Origin of the sequence: Endozoicomonas sp. (assembly GCF_965196975.1) — a bacterium.
In the GTDB taxonomy this organism is placed as follows: domain Bacteria; phylum Pseudomonadota; class Gammaproteobacteria; order Pseudomonadales; family Endozoicomonadaceae; genus Endozoicomonas.
The window spans coordinates 736,457-760,735 of the sequence record NZ_OZ239981.1; the positions used below are offsets into that span (position 1 = coordinate 736,457).

Here is a 24,279-nt window from a genome sequence, read left to right on the forward strand (position 1 = left end):
TTTTTCCAGAGCCTCAGACTGTGATCAGACGTTGCGAAGCTTAACAATGAGTTGCAGAAGTATTGCGCCCGCGATAATCAGTCCGGTACCGACAAAACCAAGGAAGTACCAGCCAGCATTGCCTTCATTTTCCCCCAGCAGGGTGAAAGCGCCGGCAACGGTCAGGGCAAAGCTGAACCACCAGCCACTGGCCAGGGCCCACTTCCACCAGTTCATGTTCAGGCGGTAATGTTTTGCCCATTCATTGGCGCCAGCAAATACCAGCACCTGTATTGCACCCAGTACCATCCAGAAAAGAGGGTCAAGCAGTGTGGATTGTGGAAACATTTAGAAACCCTCCCAGTTGCCGTCGTATTCCCAGGTTTTTTCTACATCCAGATAGTTTTCGGTGCGCAGCCATTCCGGTGGTTCGTGGTAGCCGGCAAAATTACCGCCGGTCCAGTCAGGGTGGTAGGCCTCCGCTTCCGGGTAGTAGAAGAAGTTGTGCTGCATGGCCAGCAGTGCTTTACGAGTGATTCCGGATGGATCCCTGGGGTCCATCTCTTTCACCACGGTGTGAATCCAGTTGTTTTTCCGTGTGTATGGGCATACGGCGATGCATATGCGACAGCCCTTACCATTATCGGTGGGCGCGGTACTCCAGAAACGGAAGCAGCTGTCCTGATTGAACTTGAATTTTTTATAGCCACGGACAACATCGTCAGGCTTATCCGCCTGAGAGATGGATCCACTTGGGCAGGCATCTGCACATATTTTGCACTCTTCACAAAATTCCCGCATGTGAAGGTTCACCGGCTTGTCGGGCTCAAGATCCAGGTTGGTAATCACTGCCGCCAGACGGATGTTAGGGCCCAGCTCTGGTGTCATCAGACAGCCGTTTCGAGAGGCTTCGCCCATGCCGGCCTGAATGGCAATGGGTGGCAAAATGACTTCATAGTCACGACCTGGCCATTGTGGGCGCCCGGCATAACCCAGTTCACCCAGCCAGGCTGTCATCAGGCCGGTTGCCATGCGAGCCCGGAAATAAGCGTCATAAGACGTGGAATAGCCAGCAGCGGCATACATTGGGTCCCAGTTCATGGGAGCACCGAAGACAATGATGTTTTTCCAGTGCTTGGGCACCTCGTCGCCCCAGTTCCGGTTGCTGCCCCCCATGCGCATCATGTTTTTAAAGACGAAACTGTGATCCAGTTTGGTGATACCGACAATGCTCATGCCAAACTTGAAAGCCATTTGTTTGACCAGTTTTGAAGCATGGGCGGGTGACTTGAATTTTGCCGGTTCTCCCTTAACCCACTTGAAGTCATCAACATCCGGGTGTTCATAGGGAACCGGAGGGAAGTTGGCGGTCATCAACCCTTTGTCGTAGGCGTTGCCATAGGCCCAGGCCAGAGCGAAGCGATCTCTGTGTTTTTCCCGGTGCTGGCTGCGACGGTCCATTTCCACAAAGGCCTGCAGCATTTCCGGCCAACGATCAGGATGCCGTGAATAATATTCCCGAACCCGCTCATCCTCGATGGTTTCCCAGCCGTTATTTGGGTTCCAGCCATCCATAATGGCCTGACCAATAACCGGGTAACGGTTGAACAGGAAATCACTCCATTCAGGCCGTTCTAACGGACCAACGATTTCCAGTGTCGGCGCATGGTCCACTTCAAAGGGCTTGCGGTTAAAGAACATGTCTTTACCCGCTTCGGTTCGGCCCCAGCCGACATTGGCATCAGGATCCCGCCCCAGTACAAAACCTGCGCCAGCTGCTGCACCCAGTGTGGTACCTGCTGCGGCCAGTCCCCCAAATTTAAGAAAGTCTCTTCGTGATGTGTTGAAGCCATCACGCGTGCTGCTGTCAGTCACGGCTACTCCATAAGTCCGGTATTATTGCGGTTATTAAAATGAGATGCAGTGTACGTAGTAGGTATTCATCTGAAATGGTCAGATGATTCCCTTTGGTGATCATTTCGGGACGTTCGACAAGATAATTGACAGGTGTCATATAAGTTGGCGGCCAGCTGAGGCTGGTCCGCCGGATTGGGTTTCAGTCAGAATGCACTAAAACTTGACGGATCCCCCCAGCACAAAAGCACTGGTTTCCCCATCTTTCTGGTCACGGTATTCAATGTATGGTTGAAATCCTTTTCTGTTCCAGGCGATCTGAAACTCATGATCGGTTGAGTTTACTTCCCATAACTTCGCATGATTGTACTGGAGCGTGGCCGGAAGGTTTGACAGTTTGTAAATGAGGTAGGTATTGGTGTAGACATCGTCGTCTTTAGTGCCCGTCTTATCAATATGAAAGCGGGTACGATGTTTAAAGGAAAGCTGGTCGTTAAAAAAGTACCCGGCTTTTACCAGAGGACGCGCTGAAACAAGCTCTCCCTCCAGCATGGTATGATGGTAACCGGCAGCGACCCAGAATTTATCGGTGAGATTGTATTCCTGTTCCAGGCCAACGGTGGCAAATGGACTATTGCTTTTTCGGCCTTCAACAACCTCGCCTACGACAATACCATCGAATCGGCCAAACAGCCTCATCCGTCCGCGGTCAATGTTATTCACCAGGAAGTGATTAAACTCAAGCATCATGCTTGCGTCGGTGCCATTCATTTCAGGATCGTCATGAAACTGAATATTACCGGTTACCAGGCTGAAGTCTGCCAGAGAAAAGAGGGGGGCTGTGGTCAGTAATGCCGCCAGAAGAAAACGCTTCACTTACATTCCCTATAGAATTTATTGATGTTTCCTTATTATTTTGCTGACGTAAGTTTATTTTAATCGGATGTTATTCTTAACGCGATGTGCGACTTTGTCTGAAACTATCTCAAATTACTAGCCCGGATATTTCATAAACTGCCCCGAATCTCGGGCAGGACTTTGTCGCCCTAAGGGATTTTGTGAGGGAGTGCCGTACCGGGGAGTACGGTCGACCGAGCAAAACTCCCTTAGGGCGGCAAAGGACAAGCGAGAACGGGAGCACGTTTATGAAATATCCGGGCTAGCATGATGGTAAGTCCAAGTTGTATCTTCAAAATCACGCAATTATTTGCTTTCCGTTTTTTAATCTTCGGAAATAAGGTTCTCAAACTGTATTGCAGGACGACCAGCAATTATATTCAGATAAGAACCAATATTATGTGCCAGTAACTTCCGAGCGATACGTGATGTCATATGCCATCTATCTCAACAATGGCACTTTTCTATTTCAAAGCGCTCTGTCAATTGACCTATCACTGTTTCTATTCTCCGTCGTACCCGTAATACCAGCTTTACAAACGACTTCGGACGTTCATCTTGCATGTTTTTTCTCAGTGGCGTCTGAAGATCAATACCTAATTCCTGACAATCAGCTTTAAACTCAGGCCTTATATAGCCCTTATCGCCAAGCAAGAGGCCAGAAATGGTCTCGAGCATGTCATAGGCTGCATCACGCTCATCTACGTTCGCTGCGGTCAGAGTAAAACCCACAGGAATCCCTCGTGCTTCAACCAGCAAATGCCCCTGAAAGCCATAGAACTTCTTGTCCTTGGAAGCGCAGTAACCATAACCAGCCTCAGCTTTAAAGATACGGCTCTGTGGTGCACGGGTTCTGACGACAACATCAATCGGAAAACCATCGATTAAATGGATATCTGCATTATCTGCATGCATCATCTGGACTATACGAATTTGCAGTCGTTGTTTCACATGCCATAAGTTGGCGGCCTGTTTGACAAATGCCGAGCGTGAAGGAATGTCAGGAAACAGGTGTCGCCAGTGTCGGGTAAAATACTTCCAAATCTCAGTGTCCTTATGATGCCCAAGCCATTCACCGACAACTTCCATGGTGATCGCTTCACTATCAGTGAGCTTTGGTGGAAACCCTCGAAGTCGCAGTGGTACAGGAAAAAGCTCTTTTACCAAATCGTCGATCAAGCAGTAGACTGTAGTGATAAACTCTTCAACGGGCATGACTGAAACCTTCTTTGCTTTCTACTGCTTTTAATAGCAGAAAGCAGGATCAGTCATGTCTCCTTATGCAAACCTAAAAGTCGCACATGGCGTTATTCTTATATGTTTGATACTTGCCGACGGTATCTGGATTTTTTATATCCATCTGGTTGAATTTTGTGCAATGCCTGTTTTTTGAATAATTATTAACCTTCCTTATTGCAAACATGGTAGATTCCAGCTGAGCATCCACCGTTTAGTTTTCATCGTGCTATATGCAACACCGAGATATTGACAGCGTTTACCTTTCCGAGGCGACCGAGGGCAGTAATCTATACCTGTCTTCTATGGATCAGTTTTATCAGCTCAGGTTGTCTCAGGCTATCAAGCCTCACCGGATCTGTTTTAATGCGATCATTTATATTACTTCCGGTAAGGGTGAGCATTTTATTGATTATAAAAAGTACAGCCTGAAACCTGGGACCGTTTTTTTTCTTTCCCGATACCAGGTTCATCAGTTTTGTTATAACCCTTCCGTTGCTGGCTTTGTCCTGTCATTTGATGATGAATCTCTGCGTCTTAACCGGGATGACTCATGTCAGGATTTCATGATGACCTCATTATCTTCCATTAACACACTGGAAGATGAGGACTTGTCGCTGCTCAGTTTGTTTCAGGCAATTCAAAGCGAGATGGTCAGTAATAGTCCGTTTTACAGCGGAGAAATTGTGAGAACCCTGCTAAGAACCATAATGCTGAAAACGGTGGTCAGGCAGTATCGATCTTTGATGGAGCACTGCTCAGATCATGTTGGTGGGAATGCCTACAACCAGCTGAAAGCGCTAATCGAGTCTGAGTTTCTATTTTCGCGTAATGTGAGCCAGTACGCGGCTGCCTTGGGAGTGAGTGGAAAACAACTGAACAAGATTGCCAGGGACAATACCGGCCACTCGGTGAAGGAGCTTCTGGATATCCGGTTGTTGCAGGAAATCAAGCGACTGTTGGCATTCAGTAATGAACCCATATCGGAAATTTCACTGAAAACTGGGTTCGATGTTGCGACGAATATGGCCAAATTTTTCCGCAGGCACACTCAGCTCTCGCCAAGGCAGTTCCGGCTGGTCTGTCGTTTGAATGGTGTCAACAGAGCCTGAGACTTAACTGCAATATTTTATTGATGGGAAACAGATTTTTCCCGGATGGTTTGTTAGCATGGTTGCTCCGCATGACAGGAAGTTTTTTATGGCAATGGTTCCTCAACTCTGGTTGTCTCTCAAAAGTTTCGTCACGGCGGTTATTAAACGCTTTCTGGATAACCGGTGTATCGAAAATGCAGCAGCACTGACCTATACAACGCTGTTTGCTGTTGTGCCATTGATGACAGTGACCTACAGCATCCTGTCGGCGGTACCCAGCCTTCAGGATGTTGGAGACTCCATTCAGAACTTTATCTTCGAGAGCTTTGTCCCGTCTACCGGGGAGATGGTTCAATCCTACCTGAACGATTTTTCCAAACAGGCCAGAAAATTAACCAGTATTGGTATCGCTTTCCTGCTGGTCACTTCCTTTCTGATGCTGAGAACCATTGATAAGGCGCTGAATAATATCTGGCAGGTGACGCATGTGCGTCGGGGGATGTCCGGTTTTCTGTTGTACTGGGCCATTCTCAGCCTGGGGCCGGTTCTATTAAGTGCTGGCTTTCTTGCAACCTCGTATCTGGCTTCTCTTAAGCTGGTTTCTGATACCACGGCCATTCTGGGAGGAGAACAGTGGCTTCTGCGCCTGATGCCCGTTTGCCTAAGTACATTAGTCCTGACCTTGCTGTATACGGCTGTGCCCAACAGGAAAGTACCGGTTCGTCATGCGCTGGTTGGTGCGGTGTTTGTTGCCATTCTGGTTGAACTGGCCAAGGTCGGTTTTACCTTGTTTATTACTTTGTCGCCTACCTATCATCTGATATACGGTGCTTTTGCAGCAGTGCCTCTCTTTCTGCTCTGGGTGTATCTCAGCTGGTTGATGGTGCTGTTCGGAGCGGTATTGGTCCGATCGCTTGACCTTTATGGTAAGCAATCCCGTGGTGAGCGCCCACACCCGCTGATTTCGATTTTATTAATCCTCAAGCAGTTGCAGGAAAAATTTGAGCAGGGGCAGGGGTTACATTACACCGATCTGCAGAAGCGTGATCTTCCGGTTTCTCTAGATGACTGGGAATGTCATACCTCACGTCTCATGGAAATGGGGTTGATCAGTAAAAATGATGGTGGTGAATGGATTCTGGCCAAGGACCTTCGGCAGATCAGCCTGTTTGCTTTCTGTGAGCAGTTACCCTGGCCGATGCCTCAGGATGAGCAGCTCCAGAATATTCTTATCTCTGATGATCCCAACTGGTTGTCTGACTTGATTCAGAGAGCCCAAGCGGTCAACAGTGCCCGCCTGGAAGCGCTGGATTGCTCACTGGATCAATTATTGTCTAAATGACCAGTAACGGGTATTGCTCTTGAAGGGAGTGATCGGGACAATAATCGCCTGATCATCCCACCATTTCCTTTTGGATTCTCTTCTGGAGTGTAACCTGATGGTATCAATCGGAACGCCTCTATCATTGTCAGCAACCCGTGTGTTATTACTCGGAGCTGGCGAACTGGGCAAAGAGGTTGCCATTGAATTTCAGCGTCTGGGTGTTGAAGTTATCGCCGTGGATCGCTATGCCAATGCCCCCGCCATGCAGGTGGCCCATCGAAGCCATGTCATTAATATGCTGGATCGAGAAGCTCTGGCGGCATTAATCGATCAGGAAAAACCCCACTACATAGTTCCGGAGATTGAAGCGATAGCCACCGATGTGTTGGTGGATATTGAAAAAGCAGGAAGCAGTGTTGTGGTTCCCTGTGCCCGGGCAACCCAGTTAACCATGGATCGTGAAGGTATTCGCCGGCTTGCGGCAGAAGAGCTTGGGCTGCCGACGTCTCCTTATCGATTTGCTGAGTCGGAACAGGCATTAAAAGAGGCGGCAGAGCAGATTGGTTTTCCCAATGTTGTCAAACCGGTGATGAGTTCTTCAGGCAAGGGGCAAAGTGTTTTACGAGCGTCTGATGATGTGAGTGTTGCGTGGAAATATGCCCTTGAGTCGGGCAGGGCAGCCAAGACCCGGGTCATTATTGAAGGCTTTGTTGAGTTTGATTATGAGATAACGTTACTGACGGTTCGTACTCGGCAGGGGACACTTTTCTGCCCACCGGTTGGCCATCGCCAGAAAGACGGAGATTATGTTGAGTCATGGCAGCCTCAGCAGATGTCTCCTGCAGCATTGAAGGAGGCAGAAAGGATTGCCGGTGCCGTGACCGAAGCCCTGGGTGGTTATGGTATTTTTGGTGTTGAGTTGTTTATTCGCGGGGATAACGTCTTCTTTAATGAAGTGTCCCCACGCCCGCATGATACGGGCATGGTCACCATGATCTCCCAGAACCTCAGTGAGTTTGCCCTTCATGTGCGTGCCATTCTGGGGCTGCCTGTACCTGTCATTACACAACATCAGCCAGCTGCGTCGGCAGTGATTAAAGTCAGTGGTGATTCTGTCAGTCCAGTCTTTAGTCATCTTGATCAGGTGCTGACTGTGGCCAATACTGAACTTCGCTTGTTTGGTAAGCCGGAACTTCATGGTGCTCGGCGGATGGGTGTGGTTCTGGCTTCTGCTGAGTCCACTGATCTGGCTCGTGATACGGCCAGAGAGTTGGCCGCTAAAGTGGTTCTGGAGAGCTAGGAGCCTTTCGGGCATAACCGGGCATGGGCTGCATGAAATAGTGCAGCCTGTTTGATAAGTGTTTTTCTGGAGGTATTCGTGAAGATAAAAAGAACATGGGAATACTTTCTGGTTGTTGTGCTGTTGGGGGCTCTTTCGGCCTGCAGCAAGCCAGTGACCTTTACGGATTTAAACGGGGATACCATTTCCCTTGCCAGTGAGAATGATCAATGGCTAGCGTTGAATTTCTGGGCAGAATGGTGTGATCCTTGCCGGGAAGAAGTTCCAGAGTTGAATGAACTGGCCAGCGGTGGTCAGGTAAGGGTGCTGGGCGTTGATTTTGACAATAGTCAGGGTGATCCATTAATCAAAAAGGCAGAAGCTCTGGATATCCGCTTTCCGGTCCTTCAAGAGTCTCCTCTGACAGCGTTGAATGTTCCCCTTCCCCAGGTGTTGCCCGCTACTTATATTATTTCGCCGGAAGGCAAGGTGGTCACCAAACTGTTTGGACCGCAGACCAGGAAAAGTCTTGAAGAGCAGATTCAAAAGTTAGGGGGCGTTCTCAATTGACTTTTAGGCCAGTTGATCACAGAAGCGCTCAGGTAAGGCGAACGACGCTGGGCATGATGGTTCCATGTTCAAGTCGTTCAACGCATCATGAGTGCTTCTGTGGTCAACCCGTAGGGCAGCTGGGCTTTTAGTTAATTGAGAATGCCCCCTGAGTAAACATCAACTACAGGAAACTTCGTCGAATGGGTGATGTGTGCAAAAGAGCCTTTGTTGAAGGCAGGGTGCAGGGTGTCTGGTTTCGAGGCTCAACCCAGGAGAGAGCCCGTCGACTGGGTATTGGTGGTTGGGCAAGAAACCTGCCTGATGGACGGGTTGAAGTATTGATGTGTGGATCGGAAGAAGCCGTTGCGAAATTGGAAGAGTGGCTTCATAAAGGACCACCTCTGGCCAAGGTGGTTAATATTTCTATTGCGGAAGAGTCTCTGCAGGCTTTTGACTCATTTACCACGGGTTAATTAACGACCCAGTGACGTTCCCAGTTGGTTAATACGCGCTCCGGATACCAGGTTTTACCAAGACTCCCATTGTATCTGGCCAGAGCCCTGGTCAGATTGCCTTTCTCTTTCTCAAGGTAGTAACTGAGAATGGTGCAGCCATAGCGTAAATTGGTCTGGATGGTGATGAGGTTATCTTTATCCCGGCCAATCACATCTTTCCAGAACGGCATAATCTGCATCAACCCCTGGGCTCCAGCAGAAGAAACGGCATACTGGTCAAAGGCAGACTCTGTCTGAATCAGTGCCAGCACGAGCTCCGGTTGTAAATCGACTTTGGATGCTTCGAAGTGAATCATTTTCAGCAGCTCAAGCCGAAGGGCAGGGTCTTTAATAAATCGAGCTAATCGGGCGGACATGTCCACCAGCCAGACCTGAGCTTCAAACTGGTCACTGAAGCTGCTGGGCTGATCCAGAGAGCGAGATAATACTTCCTTCAAGACCGGGTCATACCATTCGGCCTGACTGGTTAGAGGTATGCCAAGAATAGCCACTAGCCCCAGAGCCCTTATGAGGGCTTTGGGGGTGGTTATTTTCAGCAAGCTGCTTTGAGCGGATAAATGGCTTTCGGTGAATAAAATACCGTCAGCGATTGGTGCGCTTTTTGAGCAATTCGATGATTTCACTGAGTTGAACATCTTCTTTATCAGTAGCAGTCCGGTGCTTGTATTCGACCATCCCATCGGCCAGTCCACGATCGCTGAGTACTACACGGTGCGGAATACCAATAAGCTCCATATCGGCAAACTTGACACCCGGACTAGCTTTTCTGTCATCCATCAATACTTCAAAACCCGCGGCCGTCAGTTCTTCATAGAGTTTCTCAGCAGCTTCACGGACGACTTCGGATTTCTCAATCTTCAGAGGTACCAGGGCAATCTGGAAAGGCGCGATAGCTTCCGGCCAGATAATGCCGCGGTCATCGTAGTTTTGCTCAATAGCAGCAGCGGCGGTTCTGGACACACCGATGCCGTAGCAGCCCATGGCCAGAGGAATGCTCTTGCCATTTTCGCTGAGCACAGTGGCGTTCATGGATTCACTGTATTTGGTACCCAGCTGGAAAATATGGCCGACTTCGATACCACGTTTGATAAACAGCTGACCGCTACCACATGGGCTTGGGTCACCTTCCTGAATATTGCGAAGGTCTTCAACACGGCTGAAGGTGCAGTCACGTTCCCAGTTGATGCCGAAGTAGTGCTTGCCTTCAATATTGGCTCCTGCACCAAAATCCGACATCTTCTCTACGGTTCGGTCGACAATCACGGGGATTGGGCAATTAACCGGGCCGAGGGAGCCAGGGCCAGCGCCCATAATGCTCTTGACTTCTTCTTCGGTGGCAAAGCGCAGGGGAGAGGCAACATCTGCAAGATTTTCAGCCTTGACTTCATTAAGTTCGTGATCACCACGGACCAGCAGGGCAATAAAGTCGCTGTCAGCGTCTTCTGCAGCAGCCACAATCAGGGTTTTGATGGTTTTTTCAACAGGCAGGTTGAACTGTTCTACCAGCTGATCGATGGTCTTGGCATCCGGGGTATCAACCAGTGCCATCCCTTCTGAGGGGGCTGGTCGGTCACCTTCAGGAGCAACGGCCTCCGCTTTCTCAATGTTGGCCGCGTAATCGCTCTGGTCACTGAATACGATGGCGTCTTCACCGGACTCGGCCAGTACATGGAACTCCTGGGATCCACTGCCACCAATAGCACCACTGTCGGCCTGTACTGCACGGTACTCAAGACCCAGACGGTCAAAGATACGGCAGTAGGTATTGTGCATATTCTGATACTCTGCCTTCAGACACTCTTCGGTCGCATGGAATGAGTAGGCGTCTTTCATCAGGAATTCACGCCCACGCATCAGGCCGAAACGAGGGCGACGCTCATCACGGAACTTGGTCTGGATCTGGTACAGGTTGATTGGCAGCTGCTTGTAGCTGTTCAACTCATTGCGGGCAATATCAGTAATGACTTCTTCATGGGTTGGGCCAATGACAAAATCACGTCCATGGCGATCCTGAAAACGCAGCAGTTCAGCACCAAACTGATCCCAGCGACCGGTTTCCTGCCAGAGCTCTGCAGGTTGAACTGCGGGCATCAGGGTTTCCAGTGCGCCAGAGCGGTTCATCTCTTCCCGGACAATATTTTCTACTTTCTGCAGAACTTTAAGACCCAGGGGCAGCCAGGTATAGAGGCCGGATGCCAATTTACGGATCATGCCTGCGCGCAGCATCAGCTGGTGGCTGATCACCACGGCATCGGCAGGAGTCTCCTTGAGGGTTGGAATCAGATACTGACTGGTTCTCATGTGCTCATTTACCAGGCTATTCAAATAGGGGGAATTAATTAAAGCGCCATTTTAAGGCCAATCGGTTATTATACCAACCGCTGTTTCAAAATCCCCTGTTGTTGACCATTGGTTCTGGGTTTTCCCTTTTCTGCGGTGAAGCGCTTTCTGGAAAAAGAAAGGGATATGTAACTTAATGAAACTTTCCTTCTCTACTGTATTTTGACTGGATGGGCCGTGCCGTGAGTAGCTTTGAACTGGATCCTCAGCTGGCAAGAGACTGTGTCGTAGTGGGTGATTTCCCTGTTTGCCGCCTGTTGTTGATGAACGATAGCCAATATCCCTGGTTTATTCTGGTGCCTCGTCATCAGGGGATAGAAGAGATTTATCAGTTGGACGAAGCTACTCAGCAGCAACTCCTGTTTGAATCCTCTTATCTGGCGGAAATGCTGCAGGTGCTTTTTTCAGCGGAAAAGATGAATGTTGCGGCGTTGGGTAATGTGGTTCGACAGCTTCATGTGCATCATGTTGTCCGTTACAGCACTGATGCTGCCTGGCCTGCACCTGTCTGGGGTAAGCATCCCGCCAGACCTTATATGGATGCAGAACTTTCAGAGGTTATGCAAAAACTGAAAGAGGGAATTGCTGACCTGCCATCATTTCAGTGGGCTCATACAGATGTGTAAGGTAAATTTGGAAGGCTGAAGTTCAAGGAGTAGACTGCGCACAACAATCCATGTCCAACCACGCGTAGATGAATGTTATCCCTCACCTGCTCTCTGGTTGGTATTGGTATGGCGGGCTGCCTGTGGGAGTATAAATTATGCTAGATGAACTGCTTGAGCTGCAAACCCAGTTGAGTTATCAGGAAGACACGATTGCTCAGTTGAATGACGTGGTCACTCGACAACAGAAAGATATTGAACGTTTAACGGAAGCTTTTGCGCAACTGAAGAAACAGTTTGAGAATATGGCTGCTGAGCAGTTGGAAAGTCAGGAAGAATTGCCCCCTCCTCACTATTGAGGCTGATGTGATTTTGTGTGTTTTGGCTGGAGAAGTTCTTCTCCAGCCAAAATGTGGATAAGCTTACCTTCCTTTTGGGGCTGCAATCACATCTTCCGCCTGAAGACCTTTATCTTTCTCTACTACGATGAACTCAACCCGCTGTCCCTCGCTCAGAGTTCTGTGACCTTCACCGCGAATTGCCCGATAGTGTACAAAGACATCGTCACCTAAATCCCGGGTGATAAAGCCAAACCCTTTTGAGACATTGAACCATTTGACAGAGCCGGTTTCTCGATCGGAGGTGTCTGTATATTCAGGCTGTGCAGAAAATACCATGCCCAAGCTGGCTAATAGATGAAATAAAGTGCCAGTACTGACGGTAAATAAAGTGACTTGATCCAAGGTAACACCTGAGATCATCAGGGTGTGGTTATAGATGAAAGTAACAGCTGCAGCCAGTCCTGTAAAAAGCAGTAAAGACCCGGCCGCTTGAAGCCATTGGCTTACCCCGCTTCGTCTGCTGATATAAGCACCACCCATCAAATTAACCAGAGCAGCCATTAGCAACAACATGGAGGCAGGACTGGTTGGGGTGGCGGTTGCTGGAGATGGTTGGTAAATGTTGGTGATACCTGAAATGACAAGTACAAAGGCCAAAAGCCCGGTAATGAGGTGAAGGAGTTTTAACTGTTTCAAGACATGTTCCCTTTATTTGTTATCAGTATCAGATGAAAACATCGAGCTTTTGTTGCTTTCTGAACTTCTGTTAACCAGAAAAGCAGAATCTGCTATATGACTGTCGTACATTGAGTTAGTAAGGCATCATGGACAGTCACCTGGTTGCGGCATTAAGCCCGACAAAACACGTTGTGCTACTTATTCTGATGGAACACATGGTTTCCCATATCAATGGTTAATGTACCGTTATGATGCTTTTTTCTCAAATGTTGACGAGTATGCTGGGATCTGAACATGAGCTGATAGCATTTATGGGTGGGCCCGGGTAAGCATGAAAAAATCTATAAATAGCGCAATGACGTTAACTGGTGAGTATTTCAGGGTTTGATTGAGCCTGTTATTTGGGAGTGAATCTTTTGGTAAAAAATGCTCGACGTGGAAAAATACCGATATTATAGTGGTATTCAGTACCTTAAATATCTACTTTTGCTGCCTCCTGATGGAGCCTTCGGTGTTGTAGGAACTGTTTAGAGGTTGCTGGTTGTTTTTAGATAGTGTTGTACTCGCGGAGTGATAAGGCATCTTTTGAGATTGCTTTTTAGAGAATGGAGGTACGAAATCCGCCTGGTGCAGTGGCAGATAATGCAGTAGCTGATCGTTGCAGTTAGCTGGAAAAAGAAAATAGCCTTATTCCAGACAGCAGCATGAACATTGGCAAGCACTCTATGCCCTCTTTTAAAGGGAAAGCCTAAAGGGAAGGCTTAAAAGGAATTTTCATCAGGAGAGTATGACTATGGCTGCGAAAAAAGCACCCGCTATCAAGGAAAAGTACAGCAAAACCCAGATGCTTGCAGAAATTGCAGAAAATACCGGGCTTAGTAGAAAACAAGTCGGTGCAGTAATGGAAGAGCTTGGGGATCTGGTTGAACGCCATATTAAAAAACGGGGATGTGGTGAATTTACATTACCTGGTCTTTTGAAAATTGTTACCAAGAAAAAGCCTGCTCAAAAAGCTAAGAAAGGTGTGCCTAATCCCTTTAAACCCGGTGAGTTGATGGATGTTCCTGCTAAGCCAGCATCGATTCAGGTTAAGGTCAGGCCGTTGAAAAAGCTGAAAGAGTTCGCAACGTCTTAGACCCTTGATACGGGTCAAAAATAAAAGGGGCTGAAAAGCCCCTTTTTTTATGGTTGCAATTTGATCGGCGTTATAGAAAAATGATTTCACATTGCGAAAAGGACGTATATCGCCAAGGGGAACTGCTTATGTCAGTTGGTGGTAGTCGCAATAATAAACACAACACAAAGTACACAGGGAGCAATTCCGATTATGAAAACCCTCGCTAAAAGCGCACTGGGTGTAGCCGTTGCTGCGGCTGTTGCAGCTACTTCTGTTCAGGCCTCCGAAGCGGTAACCATGGATCCAAGCCTGACCTTTACCTACAAGAACTTCTATTGGGATGAGAAAGATAAGACCGGTGATGACACTGGTTATGACCGTAAAGAGTGGGTTCACGGTCTGGTTGCTGACTTTGATACCGGTTATGTAAATGATCTGGTAGGTGCAGTGGTTACAGCTGGATATGCGGGTCCTCTGAGCGTAAAAGCAAACAGTGAGTTTAAAACAAACGTTCCTGCTGGGGCTGATGGGAAGGGCGATGATATTTCGGGCTTTCAACAGGCTTATCTGAAAGCCAGAACCACATTCAGTGGTGTTGATTTGGCGGGTACTGTTGGTGTCAAGAAGCGTAGCACCGAAACTTACTCAGATTCAGGTTCGCGTGTTCTGGGGGCCAGCTCTACGGGTTATGATCTTTCTGTTGGTTTTGAGGGAGCCAATCTCTACTTTACTGAAATTACTGGTTTCAGTGACCGTAATGAATCAGCATTGAGTAACGATCTGACTAAAAATGATGGTGCTGAAATTGTAGAAAATATTCGTATTCTGGGTGGTAATTACAGCTTTGAAGGTTTGGATCTGGCTGCTGAGTACGGAAACTCTAAAGATACTGTCAAGCAAACCTTCCTTAAAGCTGCCTATGGCTTTGAGCTTGATGACATGAGCTCCGTTGATCTTGATGTTCGCTACGGTAAATTGAAAAGTGATGAGCCTGGCGATGATTACAAAGCCAAGTACTATAACCTGAACGCAACCTATAACTATGGCAATGCCTATGTAGGTCTGGGTTATAACAAGACTAAAGACGGTGATTACGATCCAAATTATGTCGATGGTAATAACGATAGCTTGAACTCTAGTCTCTCTCAGTGGGAAAACTACACAGAAGAGGGTGAAAAAGCGTATCTGGTTAATGCTGGCTACAACTTTGCAGATCAGGGCCTTGAAGGCTTGAGCTGGGATGTCTGGTATGCCAAGGGCGATGATGCGGATAACATTGATGGCTTCAAGCGTCGTGAGTATGGCAGCTATGTTTCTTACGCATTCGATGGCTCGCTTGAGGGGCTTTCTGTAGCATGGCTGTACACTAATTATCGTGCTGAAGGTACAGTGACTGATGATGAGACATTGGATACTCTGTACGACGAAGACGTGAACCGTCTGTACCTGACTTACTCTGTTGCTGCATTCTAAGCAGTTAAGAGTTTAGGTTGAAAAAAGAGGGCTTTTGCCCTCTTTTTTTTGTTTAAAAAATAGTGACGGAATAGTCCAGATAGACCCTCAAGTCAGTGTTGCCATTGCCTGCTGGTGTTTCGTTTTCCGAACTGCTGATCTCACTCAAAGCCTTGTCAGCAAGGTATTGTGCATACTGAAGCTTCAGGCCCAGTCCCTTCAGCTGGGGTTTTTGAAACAGGTAACCCACCTCGAAATTATGTTCGCTCTCTCTGTATTTTTCAGTGAACTCGGGATGGTTGGTTTTTATATCGTTGCCATAAGTGTAGGTATAACCCAGTGTTAATCCTGGTGCGCCAATGTGGTGAAAATTGTAGGCAATACCGGCCTGCCAGACTTTTTCACCATTAAAGTTGAAATCTGATATCTGTCTTCGGGTCCAGTAAGCAGAACCTTGGGTATCGGGGCTTAATGGGTGCGCAGCGGAGTAATCAAAAACGCCCAGTGCGTGTTTTTTCTGGGCGTCCACTTGACTGAACGAGGCGCTTAGCGACAGCTGATTAATGGTTAGCTGGGCATTTATGTTGTAAAGGTTGGCTTCTGTATCAAAACTTCCCGGTGGTTGTGTGCTGCTTTTCAGGGTGCTGCTCTCCTGACCTCGATAAAACTGTCCATCCAGTAATAGGGTTGAATGATCGCTCAGGTTAACCAGGTAGTTCAGATTGGCAAAATAGTATCTGATGTCGGAATCGTTTTCTGCATAAGCGAGCCTGGAGCCAAGTTCGTGATGTTGAAAACTGAGCTCTGCTCCTGAAACAGGGTCTCTTCCTGGGTTATCACTTACAGTCAAGCGTATTGGAGTCACTGAAAAAGTGCTATTAGAGAAGCTGGATGTTGGTGAATAGTTCGGTGAATACTCCCGGAATGAGATGAAATGACCAGAAGTGTATTGGGCATTAATATTCTCAGGGGAATAATGCCAGAAATTATTCTGTAGGGCTTCAGCTGCTTTTGATGCTTGAGAACCCAGCAGCATTATGGTTGCAGCTAATGCCATTAAAGAAGTAAGGGGGGCAGGCTTTTCAGGGGGTGTCCGTACATTATGGTAATTCATCAACATAGAACTCCCAGTTGTGATTCTATTAGGTGCTGATTAATTAAGTTGAATCGATGAAGGCGGTAATCGTTGGTTGGATAATAAAGAAACTGTTATTTATAACTATAAATAATAAATGATTCTCGTATACAGGTAGTAATTAAGCATTAATTGAGGGGTTTTCAATCTTTATTTTTGGTCATTGTTTAAATTTAATTAATTTTAATTTCTTTATAACTGTTTGATTTTTATTTTAAAATCTTTGTTTGTTTTTTTATTACTACTAATGACTAATGGGACTAACTATATAGTAGTTATAATTGAATAATACCTTAAATCATTTTATCTGGGATGAGGCTTTCGAGGGTTATGGATAACAAGGCTGATCAGCCGACCTCAGCGCCACTTTGGCTTGCTTATCTAGCTAAGGGTGGCACCATGAAAGAAATTCGAAAAATGGATCAGAGCCAGCTTGATGCGATGTATAAAGTGGCCTTTGCTCGCTTTAATTCTGGTCAGTTTAGTGATGCTCTAAAAGTTTTCCGACATCTCTGCCTGCTTGATCATACGTGCTACTCCTACTTTCTTGGTCTTGGCCTTTCTCAATATGAGCTTTCTCAGTTTGCCCAGTCTGCAGCAACGCTGGCTCATGCTGAGAAGCTGGACGCAAAGGATCCGAGGGCTTCTTTGATGATGGCAAAAAGTTTTGTTGAGATAGAGCGATGGGAGCTGGCTCAAAAAGCCTCGTCAGAGGCTGTCTTAAGGGCAAGTCACTCCGCACGTTGGAAAGATGAGCTTCAGCAGGCAAAGAAATTGATTCGTTACATTGATAACAAGTTGCAGTAGATGCATAGAGGTGTGTTAGTTGCTCTGTAACGACAATCAGGTTATTGGATTGGCTTGAAAATAGAAGAACTCATGGAGGGAGTTATTATGTCGAACCCAATTGGAGAAACGGGGAGTACGCCAACGACGACGAGCACCCCCACTACAACGGGCACGGACCCTGTTGATTCTGGAGGTTCCGTCAGTAGTGGATTCAGTACAGAAAACTCCGTCTCCCAGACTGAAGGGGATGCTACCGGAGTCAGTCAGGGTAGTACCTCTCTGGACTCCCCTGAAGAGACTACTACCAGTAGTACAAGTTTCCTGCAGCAGGCTTTTAAAGCCAGGTTAGAAGGATTCAGGTCCGTTTTTTCGAATTTCAATGCCCAGTTTTCGTCCGGTCAGATTGACTTGTCTGACACACAGACATTGTTGCTGGTATTTCGGGGAATGATCAGTGATATCAAAGCCCTAAATAGTGCTGAAAATATCGATAGTGTATCTTCAGAGCGTCAGTTTCTGCAGGCTCAGAGGTCTGAGATATCCAAAGCCCAGATCGAGATTGATAAGAGTCAGGCGGTCATTGATGCAAAGAATCTTGAGCTTCAGGGAAAGCAATCAAGCTTACAAGCTAAACAAGCTATTTTGACTTCCAAGTCTGCTGAGTTGTCTACCGCTCAGTCTGCAAATCCTGTAGATACAAATTTAGTAAACTCCCTTACCGCAGAAGTTTCACAGCTTCAGTCTGAAGTCAGTGCTCTGCAGGCTGAAATTTCAGCATTAAGCGGTGAAGTTGCTACTCTTGAATCGCAAAATCAGGCACGCCGTGTTCAGGTTGCTGTCAGGCAGGCATTGCTTGCACTGACTGAAAGTGCGGAGTTTGTTACCAGGGCGTTTGCTATTGCCCCTGTTAAATCTGAAGATGAAGAAGATCTTGAGACCGGCGAGGAAAAACTGGATGCACTTGAAAGGGAGTTGCAGGAGTTAGATGCCCTGTTTTCTCGTGAAGAGTTGCAAGTGAAGCTTGCGAAACAAATCTTGTCGGATTTTAACCGGGAAGTTGTTCGAGAGTTTGACCGCTATTCTGAGAATGTTCAGCCTCAAGGAATCGCTGCCGAACTGAAGGCTCTTTTGAGTCCTCAGGTTGTCAGCAATTTATTCAGTCTGTTTTCAGCTCAGGACACAGCAGCATTGGCTTCGGTAGCTAATCAGGCTGCTCCATCGGACCAGCAGTTGGCCGATGCTGCAGAAGGGCTGGCATTAATTCTTCTGGCCGAGCCATCTGTGACGGCCAGTGAGGAGAATCCGGTTGATCAACCATATCTTGGTGACAGTCTTAGTCTTGAAGGTGCCAATAATCCTCAGGCATTTGCCTTGCTCTTATTAAAAGAGCGTATGGCTGATATTCAGGAGGCTCTTGGTAAGAATGCTGATGGGGTGGTTGTAGACTCGGTAGGAACTAACCAGTTTGCGCAGCTACTTGAGGCGGAGCGTGAAGTTGATGCCATGGTGGTCGAAGCTATTAAAGATCAGGAGTTATCTGAAGCGGCAATTATGAAGTCGAAGAAGTTTTAACGTTATTTTTTGCTCTTTAAAAACAGGCCTTATGTCCGTTAGTGCAATTAAATCTGTATTAATCAGCGGGTTTTAAGGCCAGCTCTTAGACTGCTAATGCATTTGTGTGAAGGAGTCACTATGTCTGGATCAGTCAATGGAATTGAAAATAGTCAGGGAGCGGAAACGGTAAATCCTGCGCTTCCTTCAGATGCTGTTTCTTCTACAACAGACACCCCTGTCAGTAGTGGCTTTGAGAAAAGTAACTCTGTGTCTTTTTCCAGTGATGTAAGTGTGCAGGAAAGTGATGATTCTGTGGCACTGGACTCGCCTAATAATACTCAACTATCCAGCTCGGCCTATTTGCAAAAAGCACTTGTAGGAAGGCTTGAGGGGTTTGGCTCAATTTTCTCAGATTTTCGGGCGCAGTATGGTGCAGAAAATATTGATTTCTCGGATACTCAAACGTTATTGATGGCATTTCGAGGGATACTCAGTGATATCAAGGCGTTGAATAATGCGCAGACAATCGATCAGGCTTCTTCGCAGCGACAGGATCTTTAGCAAAAGCGTATTAAAATAGCCGAGCTCAAGGTTGGTATTGGGAAACGACAGTCCGAGATTACCGCTCTAGGTTTAACGCTGAATCATAAAAATGAGGTAACTATTCAGCACCCAGCAAAGGCGTATTGTTGTAATTTCGAACCGCTTTAAGAAGCGCCTGAAATATGTTCAACCCCTGCTTTTTAGCAGATGATAAATAGCTTCGGATTCGGGTAAACATGGTACCTCCGTCTTCGCTTCTGAAGCAGCCTGAGATCTTCTGCTTAAGTTTGGCCATCCTGGCATCACGTTCACTGCCATTGTTATCGAAGGGAATTGAAAAGTCCGACATGAAGCGCAACGTTTCAACCTTAAACTCAATAAGCCTTTTGAACAGGTTGTAGGCCTTGGTATTCCTGACCTTCTTACGTCCAAGCACCTGTCGTTGTTTTTCCATATAAGCGGTTTCCTTCGTGAGAGCCCTTTGAAGGATTTGGTCGTATATCGTCTCAATGCGAAGCTGTATTGCACCAGGCATTTGAGTCAGACCGGCTGCTTTGTATTTCTTGCAGAAGTGCCAGGAGAGCGTAAGCAATTTCATCAGCCGCAGAGCCAGCTTATTCGCATCCCTATCGACAACTCCCTGAAGCTCTCTCAGATGATGGGCATTACAAAGCACATGCACTGCCGCATAGGCAAAGTAGGACTTCCAATGATCGTGAACCAGAATGCCTGCAAAAGTCAGCAGGATGCCCATTGCATCCATTGCTTCACAACCTCGCCTTTCTGAGAGGTAGTAAAGCGTCCATTGGTCATCTCGCATAATGTGTAACCACCACAGTGAACCGTCAACCCGCATGCCAGTTTCATCCGCTCCTGCAACCGGACTTTCTTGTAAAGCATCGCGGATACTCTGCTCAGTAGAGGCCAGGTTCTCATGGGTATAGGCAACAAAATTGGCAACAGAGCCTGCGCTGACACTCATGCAATAAATAGTATTGAAATACTCAGACACCCGGTGATATGGGATGAAGTGATACTGGTTTAAATGAACAGCCATTGCCTGAGTCACTTCTCCGTATTGAGCAGCGGCTTTCACTCCTTGGGGAAACTCAGCGGTGTTCCGTTTACCACAAGGACATACTTTAACGTCTGCCCAGTACGCGGTAACTTCAAATTCTCCGGGTCTACCTGGATCAAAAACCTGTCGCTCAATGTATTTGGTGGGTTTAATATCGATAAGCGAAGACTGGCAACAGCAACATTTTTCAACCTTCAGATGCCTGACATAATCGGGTAAGGCGACACGTCTCAAACAAGAGCCTTGATGACCTTTCTGGCCACCTGGTTTATTGCCTGAAGATGGTCTAAGGCTTTTGGGGTTCGGTGTTTCCTGTGAGGAGCAGGGGGCTTCTTTGGAAGATGTATCACCTTTATCACTCCCTTTTTTACTGGGCTTTTGATAACCATCTGACGATGGTGGCTTACTACTGTTTTGACTGTTTTTATTAACCCTTTCTTCCAGTTCGCTGCAACGTTCCCGTAAAAGCGCATTCTCGGTCCGAAGCTCTTCATTCTCTTTAAGGAGAGCTTCGGTAAACGGAGTAGCTGGGAAGTCTGGTTCCATACTGGAGATTTGTTAGAAAAATTGAGTATAAGATGATGGTCGAAAAATCAGAAAATTCCAGATTTATATGAAGGGTGCTGAATAGTTACAAAATGAGGAGCTTGCAGAGAAAAGTGGTCTTCTGGTCATGAAGTCTGCTGAGCTTCAAGCTGCTCAATCAGCGACAACCATTGATACGGCGCTGGTGAATAGGCTTTCAGGTGAAATTGCACAGCTTGAGTTGAGCGTAAGTCAGTTGCAAGCTGATATTGTTGATGTGAGCGACAATATTGCAGATCTTCAATATCTGAATATCATCAGTCAATTGCAGGTACAGTTTTCTGAAGTGTTTATCCATTTTTTTGCAGCTCAGGTTCAAGGAGCCTTTGAAATTAGGGTAATGCTGTCAAAATCTCTTAATGAGGATAACAGGGAGTGGCTTGATTCCGGGGAGCAGGCGCTGGATAAGCTGGAATATGAATTGTTAAGGCTGGATAAGTTGTTTTCGGAAGAGGCAAATCGTTTAGTACTGGCCAAATCATTGAAGCGGGCTCAAATAAGAGGAGAGAATCAACAATTACAAAAAGATCTCCAGCCCAATGAATTGGCCGCGACATTGGAAGGGTTGTTAACCCCCAATTTATTGAGTGAGATTTACAATCTTGTTTCTACGGGTGAATACTCTGTTGAGGCTGATTTGTCGTCATCGGAGAAAAAAGTCTCTGAAACCTCGGAGGCGCTATCACTGATTCTTTTAGCTGAGCCACCAGACCTGGATGATGAGAAAGGCGCTGTTTCTCAGCCTTATCTGGGGGATAACCTGAGTCTGGAAGGTGCAGATAATCCACAGGCATTTGCCTTGTTACTTTTGAAAGAACGTATGGCAGAGATATCGGTGATCAATCAACTGGATGGTGGACATGATGCTCGAAGCCAGTACCTGGCCAGATTTTTTGATCTTGAGAGCATAGTGGATGAGATGGTTGTGAAGGCGTTGAAAGATAGTGAGTACTCTGAAGCTGCCATTCGCAAGGCCAGTAAAGCCTGATATCTATCAATTTCATTTTGATTAAGCCGTACTGATTGCCAGTGCGGCTTTTTTTGTTTGACAACGGCTGACTCTGCCTGTCTTTGGGGTATAATGGCCGTTTTTCTGCGAATCAGTAAACGTAAGTGCCTAATTCAATGCGGTATTGATGGTGCTTGCTGTTGTGAGTAAAAAGGTAGGCCAGCTTAAATGCCGATCTATGAGTATCAGTGTGAGCAATGCTTCGAAGTGACTGAAGCGATTCAAAAATTCAGTGATGAACCATTGAGTGATTGCCCTGCCTGTGGTCAGGCAGCACTGAAAAAGCTGTTAAGTGCGCCGGCCTTCAGGCTGAAAGGTGGTGGTTGGTATGAAACCGACTTTAAGGGGGGCAGTAAGAAAAACCTGTCTTCCAGTGATAACCACTGCCCAGCCAAAGATAGCAAGAGCAGTTGTGGTGGTTGCCCGGCAACCAGTGATTGATCAACTTCCTGTCAGCCCAGCGGCTGTATGGATGAAATCTAGTTGAATTCCTGATTTGAGGTATATTATGCGCAGCCATTATTGCGGCGAACTGAATCTTTCCCAAGATGGGCAGGAAGTCACCCTCTGCGGTTGGGTACATCGCCGTCGTGATCACGGTGGCGTGATTTTTCTGGACCTGCGTGATCGCGAAGGCCTGGCTCAGGTAGTGGTAGACCCTGATACTGAAGAAGCATTTGCACTCGCTGATAAGGTGCGTAGCGAATATGTCCTGAAAATCACCGGTATCGTTCGCCCACGCCCAGAAGGCACTGTGAATAGCAACATGGCTACCGGTGAGATTGAAGTTCTGGGTAAACAGGTGGAAATCCTTAACCAGGCTCAGACTCCGCCATTCCAGATCGAAGGTTACACTGATGTTGGTGAAGATGTTCGCCTGCGTAACCGGGTTATTGATCTGCGTCGTCCTGAGATGCAGGAAAAGCTGATTATTCGCAGCAAAGCTACCGCCGTAGTGCGTCGTTTTATGGAAGAGCACGGTTTTCTGGATATCGAAACACCGATGTTGACCCGTGCAACTCCGGAAGGTGCCCGTGACTACCTGGTTCCAAGCCGTGTACATCCAGGGCATTTCTACGCACTGCCACAGTCTCCGCAGCTGTTCAAGCAAATGCTGATGGTGTCTGGTTTTGACCGTTACTACCAGATCGTTAAATGTTTCCGTGATGAAGATCTGCGTGCGGATCGTCAGCCTGAATTTACCCAGATCGATATTGAGACATCCTTCCTGGATGAAGCTCAGATCATGGGAATTACTGAGTCTCTGGTCAAAAAACTGTTCAATGAAGTGAAGGGTGTGGATCTTGGGGCTGAATTCCCTCGCATGACCTATGCCGAAGCCATGAGCCGTTTCGGTTCAGACAAGCCTGATCTGCGTATTCCTCTGGAGCTGGTGGATGTGGCTGACCTGATGGCTGGCGTTGACTTTAAGGTGTTCAAAGGGCCAGCAGAAGATCCTAAAGGTCGTGTTGCCGCCCTGAAGGTGACCGGTGGGGCTGAGCTGAGCCGTAAGCAGATTGACGACTACACCAAGTTTGTCAGCATTTATGGTGCGAAAGGCCTGGCCTGGATCAAGGTGAATGAACTGGAGAAAGGCGTTGAAGGTCTTCAGTCTCCAATCATCAAGTTCCTGGGAGATGATGTCACCATGAACATCATGTCCCGTATTGGTGCGGCCAATGGCGATATCGTCTTCTTTGGTGCTGATAAAGAAACGATTGTAAATGAAGCGCTGGGTGCGTTGCGTTGTAAGGTAGGTGAAGATCTGAATCTTTACACTTGCGACTGGGCGCCACTGTGGGTCGTTGACTTCCCAATGTTTGAAGAGACGGATAATGGTGGCCTGACAGCCCTGCATCACCCATTCACGGCGCCAACCTGCTCCCCGGAAGAACTGGAAGCGAATCCATCTCAGGCGTTGTCCCGCGCTTATGATATGGTCTTGAATGGCTATGAAGTGGGTGGTGGTTCTGTTCGTATTCACCGCCAGGAAATGCAGCAGGCGGTATTCCGTGTACTGGATATTCAGGAAGAAGAGCAGCGTGAGAAGTTTGGCTTCCTGCTGGATGCCCTGAAGTACGGTGCGCCTCCTCACGGTGGTCTGGCTTTCGGTCTGGACCGTCTGGTAATGCTGCTGTGTGGTACTACGAACATTCGTGAAGTGATTGCTTTCCCGAAAACCCAGTCAGCTTCCTGTTTGCTGACCCAGGCTCCCGGTGAAGTGGAAAGTCAGCAGCTCCGTGATCTGAATCTGCGCATTCGTCGCGATCCGGCATCTGCAACCAGTCACTGATTAATCATGGCAGTCGCTTTGTCGAGCGAT

At 47.3% G+C, this 24,279-nt stretch carries 24 protein-coding genes; 15 read left to right on the forward strand and 9 right to left on the reverse strand.

Going from position 1 to position 24,279, the window contains the following annotated elements:
* Window positions 1–24: 24 nt before the first annotated feature.
* The 4 genes from ACOCLE_RS03260 to ACOCLE_RS03275 form a co-directional block, all read right to left on the reverse strand.
* Entirely contained in the window at window positions 25–327 is a 303-nt protein-coding gene (locus ACOCLE_RS03260) for a hypothetical protein (protein WP_419535493.1), read from the reverse strand.
* Window positions 328–1,854, reverse strand: a complete 1,527-nt coding sequence (locus ACOCLE_RS03265; RefSeq protein ID WP_419535494.1) for a 4Fe-4S dicluster domain-containing protein — start codon at window positions 1,852–1,854, stop codon at window positions 328–330.
* Between the two features lie 195 nt (window positions 1,855–2,049).
* Window positions 2,050–2,709, reverse strand: coding sequence for a hypothetical protein (locus ACOCLE_RS03270; RefSeq protein ID WP_419535495.1), 660 nt, complete (start codon window positions 2,707–2,709; stop codon window positions 2,050–2,052).
* Between the two features lie 468 nt (window positions 2,710–3,177).
* A complete protein-coding gene (locus tag ACOCLE_RS03275) occupies window positions 3,178–3,945 on the reverse strand; it encodes an IS982 family transposase (protein ID WP_419534486.1) in 768 nt (255 codons plus the stop codon).
* Window positions 3,946–4,271: 326 nt separating this feature from the next.
* On the opposite strand from ACOCLE_RS03275, the gene ACOCLE_RS03280 reads away from it, so the two are divergent.
* The 5 genes from ACOCLE_RS03280 to ACOCLE_RS03300 all read left to right on the forward strand — a co-directional run bounded on the left by ACOCLE_RS03280 (window position 4,272) and on the right by ACOCLE_RS03300 (window position 8,688).
* A complete protein-coding gene (locus ACOCLE_RS03280; RefSeq protein ID WP_419535496.1) occupies window positions 4,272–5,078 on the forward strand; it encodes an AraC family transcriptional regulator in 807 nt (268 codons plus the stop codon).
* 88 nt (window positions 5,079–5,166) lie between these two features.
* Window positions 5,167–6,402 carry a YihY family inner membrane protein gene (locus ACOCLE_RS03285; RefSeq protein ID WP_419535497.1) on the forward strand — a complete coding sequence of 412 codons (1,236 nt, stop codon included), beginning with the start codon at window positions 5,167–5,169 and terminating at the stop codon, window positions 6,400–6,402.
* A gap of 97 nt (window positions 6,403–6,499) precedes the next feature.
* Window positions 6,500–7,684 (forward strand): formate-dependent phosphoribosylglycinamide formyltransferase, encoded by a 1,185-nt coding sequence (gene purT, locus ACOCLE_RS03290; RefSeq protein WP_419535498.1) that lies wholly within the window; start codon window positions 6,500–6,502, stop codon window positions 7,682–7,684.
* A gap of 78 nt (window positions 7,685–7,762) precedes the next feature.
* Complete coding sequence (locus ACOCLE_RS03295) at window positions 7,763–8,233, forward strand: TlpA family protein disulfide reductase (protein ID WP_419535499.1); 471 nt, start codon at window positions 7,763–7,765, stop codon at window positions 8,231–8,233.
* Window positions 8,234–8,415: 182 nt separating this feature from the next.
* Window positions 8,416–8,688, forward strand: coding sequence for an acylphosphatase (locus tag ACOCLE_RS03300; protein WP_419535500.1), 273 nt, complete (start codon window positions 8,416–8,418; stop codon window positions 8,686–8,688).
* Here the strand turns inward: ACOCLE_RS03300 and ACOCLE_RS03305 are convergent.
* A complete protein-coding gene (locus ACOCLE_RS03305) occupies window positions 8,685–9,269 on the reverse strand; it encodes a lytic transglycosylase domain-containing protein (protein ID WP_419535501.1) in 585 nt (194 codons plus the stop codon). The two genes, ACOCLE_RS03300 and ACOCLE_RS03305, sit on opposite strands and share 4 nt — an antisense overlap.
* 43 nt (window positions 9,270–9,312) lie before the next feature.
* Window positions 9,313–11,031, reverse strand: coding sequence for a proline--tRNA ligase (locus tag ACOCLE_RS03310; protein ID WP_419535502.1), 1,719 nt, complete (start codon window positions 11,029–11,031; stop codon window positions 9,313–9,315).
* Between the two features lie 209 nt (window positions 11,032–11,240).
* Here ACOCLE_RS03310 and ACOCLE_RS03315 point away from each other — a divergent pair, with 209 nt between their 5' ends.
* The gene (locus ACOCLE_RS03315; RefSeq protein WP_419535503.1) at window positions 11,241–11,696 is read left to right on the forward strand and encodes an HIT domain-containing protein; all 456 of its coding nucleotides are present in this window, start codon (window positions 11,241–11,243) and stop codon (window positions 11,694–11,696) included.
* A gap of 137 nt (window positions 11,697–11,833) precedes the next feature.
* Window positions 11,834–12,034 carry a SlyX family protein gene (locus tag ACOCLE_RS03320; RefSeq protein WP_419535504.1) on the forward strand — a complete coding sequence of 67 codons (201 nt, stop codon included), beginning with the start codon at window positions 11,834–11,836 and terminating at the stop codon, window positions 12,032–12,034.
* A gap of 63 nt (window positions 12,035–12,097) precedes the next feature.
* On the opposite strand, the gene ACOCLE_RS03325 is transcribed toward ACOCLE_RS03320, so the two are convergent.
* On the reverse strand, window positions 12,098–12,712 hold the full coding sequence (locus tag ACOCLE_RS03325; RefSeq protein WP_419535505.1) for a cold-shock protein: 615 nt from the start codon (window positions 12,710–12,712) through the stop codon (window positions 12,098–12,100).
* A 775-nt stretch (window positions 12,713–13,487) separates the two neighbouring features.
* On the opposite strand from ACOCLE_RS03325, the gene ACOCLE_RS03330 reads away from it, so the two are divergent.
* Both ACOCLE_RS03330 and ACOCLE_RS03335 read left to right on the forward strand, forming a co-directional pair.
* Complete coding sequence (locus ACOCLE_RS03330) at window positions 13,488–13,829, forward strand: HU family DNA-binding protein (protein ID WP_419535506.1); 342 nt, start codon at window positions 13,488–13,490, stop codon at window positions 13,827–13,829.
* Window positions 13,830–14,021: 192 nt separating this feature from the next.
* Window positions 14,022–15,284, forward strand: coding sequence for an OprD family outer membrane porin (locus ACOCLE_RS03335; protein ID WP_419535507.1), 1,263 nt, complete (start codon window positions 14,022–14,024; stop codon window positions 15,282–15,284).
* Window positions 15,285–15,336: 52 nt separating this feature from the next.
* Here ACOCLE_RS03335 and ACOCLE_RS03340 read toward each other — a convergent pair whose 3' ends face one another.
* Window positions 15,337–16,377 (reverse strand): OprD family outer membrane porin, encoded by a 1,041-nt coding sequence (locus ACOCLE_RS03340; protein WP_419535508.1) that lies wholly within the window; start codon window positions 16,375–16,377, stop codon window positions 15,337–15,339.
* Between the two features lie 351 nt (window positions 16,378–16,728).
* Here ACOCLE_RS03340 and ACOCLE_RS03345 point away from each other — a divergent pair, with 351 nt between their 5' ends.
* From ACOCLE_RS03345 to ACOCLE_RS03355, 3 genes are all read left to right on the forward strand, one after another.
* Entirely contained in the window at window positions 16,729–17,205 is a 477-nt protein-coding gene (locus ACOCLE_RS03345; RefSeq protein ID WP_419535509.1) for a hypothetical protein, read from the forward strand.
* Between the two features lie 87 nt (window positions 17,206–17,292).
* Window positions 17,293–18,759 carry a hypothetical protein gene (locus ACOCLE_RS03350; protein WP_419535510.1) on the forward strand — a complete coding sequence of 489 codons (1,467 nt, stop codon included), beginning with the start codon at window positions 17,293–17,295 and terminating at the stop codon, window positions 18,757–18,759.
* 120 nt (window positions 18,760–18,879) lie between these two features.
* On the forward strand, window positions 18,880–19,302 hold the full coding sequence (locus tag ACOCLE_RS03355; protein ID WP_419535511.1) for a hypothetical protein: 423 nt from the start codon (window positions 18,880–18,882) through the stop codon (window positions 19,300–19,302).
* Window positions 19,303–19,402: 100 nt separating this feature from the next.
* On the opposite strand, the gene tnpC is transcribed toward ACOCLE_RS03355, so the two are convergent.
* Window positions 19,403–20,908: an IS66 family transposase gene (gene tnpC, locus ACOCLE_RS03360; protein ID WP_419532963.1), complete on the reverse strand. Its 1,506-nt coding sequence runs from the start codon at window positions 20,906–20,908 to the stop codon at window positions 19,403–19,405.
* Window positions 20,909–21,035: 127 nt separating this feature from the next.
* On the opposite strand from tnpC, the gene ACOCLE_RS03365 reads away from it, so the two are divergent.
* The 3 genes from ACOCLE_RS03365 to aspS all read left to right on the forward strand — a co-directional run bounded on the left by ACOCLE_RS03365 (window position 21,036) and on the right by aspS (window position 24,249).
* Window positions 21,036–21,935 carry a hypothetical protein gene (locus ACOCLE_RS03365; RefSeq protein WP_419535512.1) on the forward strand — a complete coding sequence of 300 codons (900 nt, stop codon included), beginning with the start codon at window positions 21,036–21,038 and terminating at the stop codon, window positions 21,933–21,935.
* Between the two features lie 189 nt (window positions 21,936–22,124).
* Window positions 22,125–22,397 (forward strand): FmdB family zinc ribbon protein, encoded by a 273-nt coding sequence (locus tag ACOCLE_RS03370; RefSeq protein ID WP_066016453.1) that lies wholly within the window; start codon window positions 22,125–22,127, stop codon window positions 22,395–22,397.
* A 67-nt stretch (window positions 22,398–22,464) separates the two neighbouring features.
* Window positions 22,465–24,249, forward strand: coding sequence for an aspartate--tRNA ligase (gene aspS, locus ACOCLE_RS03375; RefSeq protein WP_419535513.1), 1,785 nt, complete (start codon window positions 22,465–22,467; stop codon window positions 24,247–24,249).
* The last annotated feature ends 30 nt before the right edge of the window (window positions 24,250–24,279 follow it).

What these genes read in the sequence shown, in the direction of transcription:
- ACOCLE_RS03260 (WP_419535493.1), bottom strand. Translation starts at nt 327, where the DNA reads ATGTTTCCACAATCCACACTGCTTGACCCTCTTTTCTGGATGGTACTG.
- ACOCLE_RS03275 (WP_419534486.1), bottom strand. Translation starts at nt 3,945, where the DNA reads ATGCCCGTTGAAGAGTTTATCACTACAGTCTACTGCTTGATCGACGAT.
- ACOCLE_RS03280 (WP_419535496.1), top strand. Translation starts at nt 4,272, where the DNA reads ATGGATCAGTTTTATCAGCTCAGGTTGTCTCAGGCTATCAAGCCTCAC.
- ACOCLE_RS03285 (WP_419535497.1), top strand. Translation starts at nt 5,167, where the DNA reads ATGGCAATGGTTCCTCAACTCTGGTTGTCTCTCAAAAGTTTCGTCACG.
- purT (WP_419535498.1), top strand. Translation starts at nt 6,500, where the DNA reads ATGGTATCAATCGGAACGCCTCTATCATTGTCAGCAACCCGTGTGTTA.
- ACOCLE_RS03300 (WP_419535500.1), top strand. Translation starts at nt 8,416, where the DNA reads ATGGGTGATGTGTGCAAAAGAGCCTTTGTTGAAGGCAGGGTGCAGGGT.
- ACOCLE_RS03310 (WP_419535502.1), bottom strand. Translation starts at nt 11,031, where the DNA reads ATGAGAACCAGTCAGTATCTGATTCCAACCCTCAAGGAGACTCCTGCC.
- ACOCLE_RS03315 (WP_419535503.1), top strand. Translation starts at nt 11,241, where the DNA reads ATGGGCCGTGCCGTGAGTAGCTTTGAACTGGATCCTCAGCTGGCAAGA.
- ACOCLE_RS03320 (WP_419535504.1), top strand. Translation starts at nt 11,834, where the DNA reads ATGCTAGATGAACTGCTTGAGCTGCAAACCCAGTTGAGTTATCAGGAA.
- ACOCLE_RS03330 (WP_419535506.1), top strand. Translation starts at nt 13,488, where the DNA reads ATGGCTGCGAAAAAAGCACCCGCTATCAAGGAAAAGTACAGCAAAACC.
- ACOCLE_RS03335 (WP_419535507.1), top strand. Translation starts at nt 14,022, where the DNA reads ATGAAAACCCTCGCTAAAAGCGCACTGGGTGTAGCCGTTGCTGCGGCT.
- ACOCLE_RS03340 (WP_419535508.1), bottom strand. Translation starts at nt 16,377, where the DNA reads ATGAATTACCATAATGTACGGACACCCCCTGAAAAGCCTGCCCCCCTT.
- ACOCLE_RS03345 (WP_419535509.1), top strand. Translation starts at nt 16,729, where the DNA reads ATGGATAACAAGGCTGATCAGCCGACCTCAGCGCCACTTTGGCTTGCT.
- ACOCLE_RS03350 (WP_419535510.1), top strand. Translation starts at nt 17,293, where the DNA reads ATGTCGAACCCAATTGGAGAAACGGGGAGTACGCCAACGACGACGAGC.
- ACOCLE_RS03355 (WP_419535511.1), top strand. Translation starts at nt 18,880, where the DNA reads ATGTCTGGATCAGTCAATGGAATTGAAAATAGTCAGGGAGCGGAAACG.
- tnpC (WP_419532963.1), bottom strand. Translation starts at nt 20,908, where the DNA reads ATGGAACCAGACTTCCCAGCTACTCCGTTTACCGAAGCTCTCCTTAAA.
- ACOCLE_RS03365 (WP_419535512.1), top strand. Translation starts at nt 21,036, where the DNA reads ATGAAGTCTGCTGAGCTTCAAGCTGCTCAATCAGCGACAACCATTGAT.
- ACOCLE_RS03370 (WP_066016453.1), top strand. Translation starts at nt 22,125, where the DNA reads ATGCCGATCTATGAGTATCAGTGTGAGCAATGCTTCGAAGTGACTGAA.
- aspS (WP_419535513.1), top strand. Translation starts at nt 22,465, where the DNA reads ATGCGCAGCCATTATTGCGGCGAACTGAATCTTTCCCAAGATGGGCAG.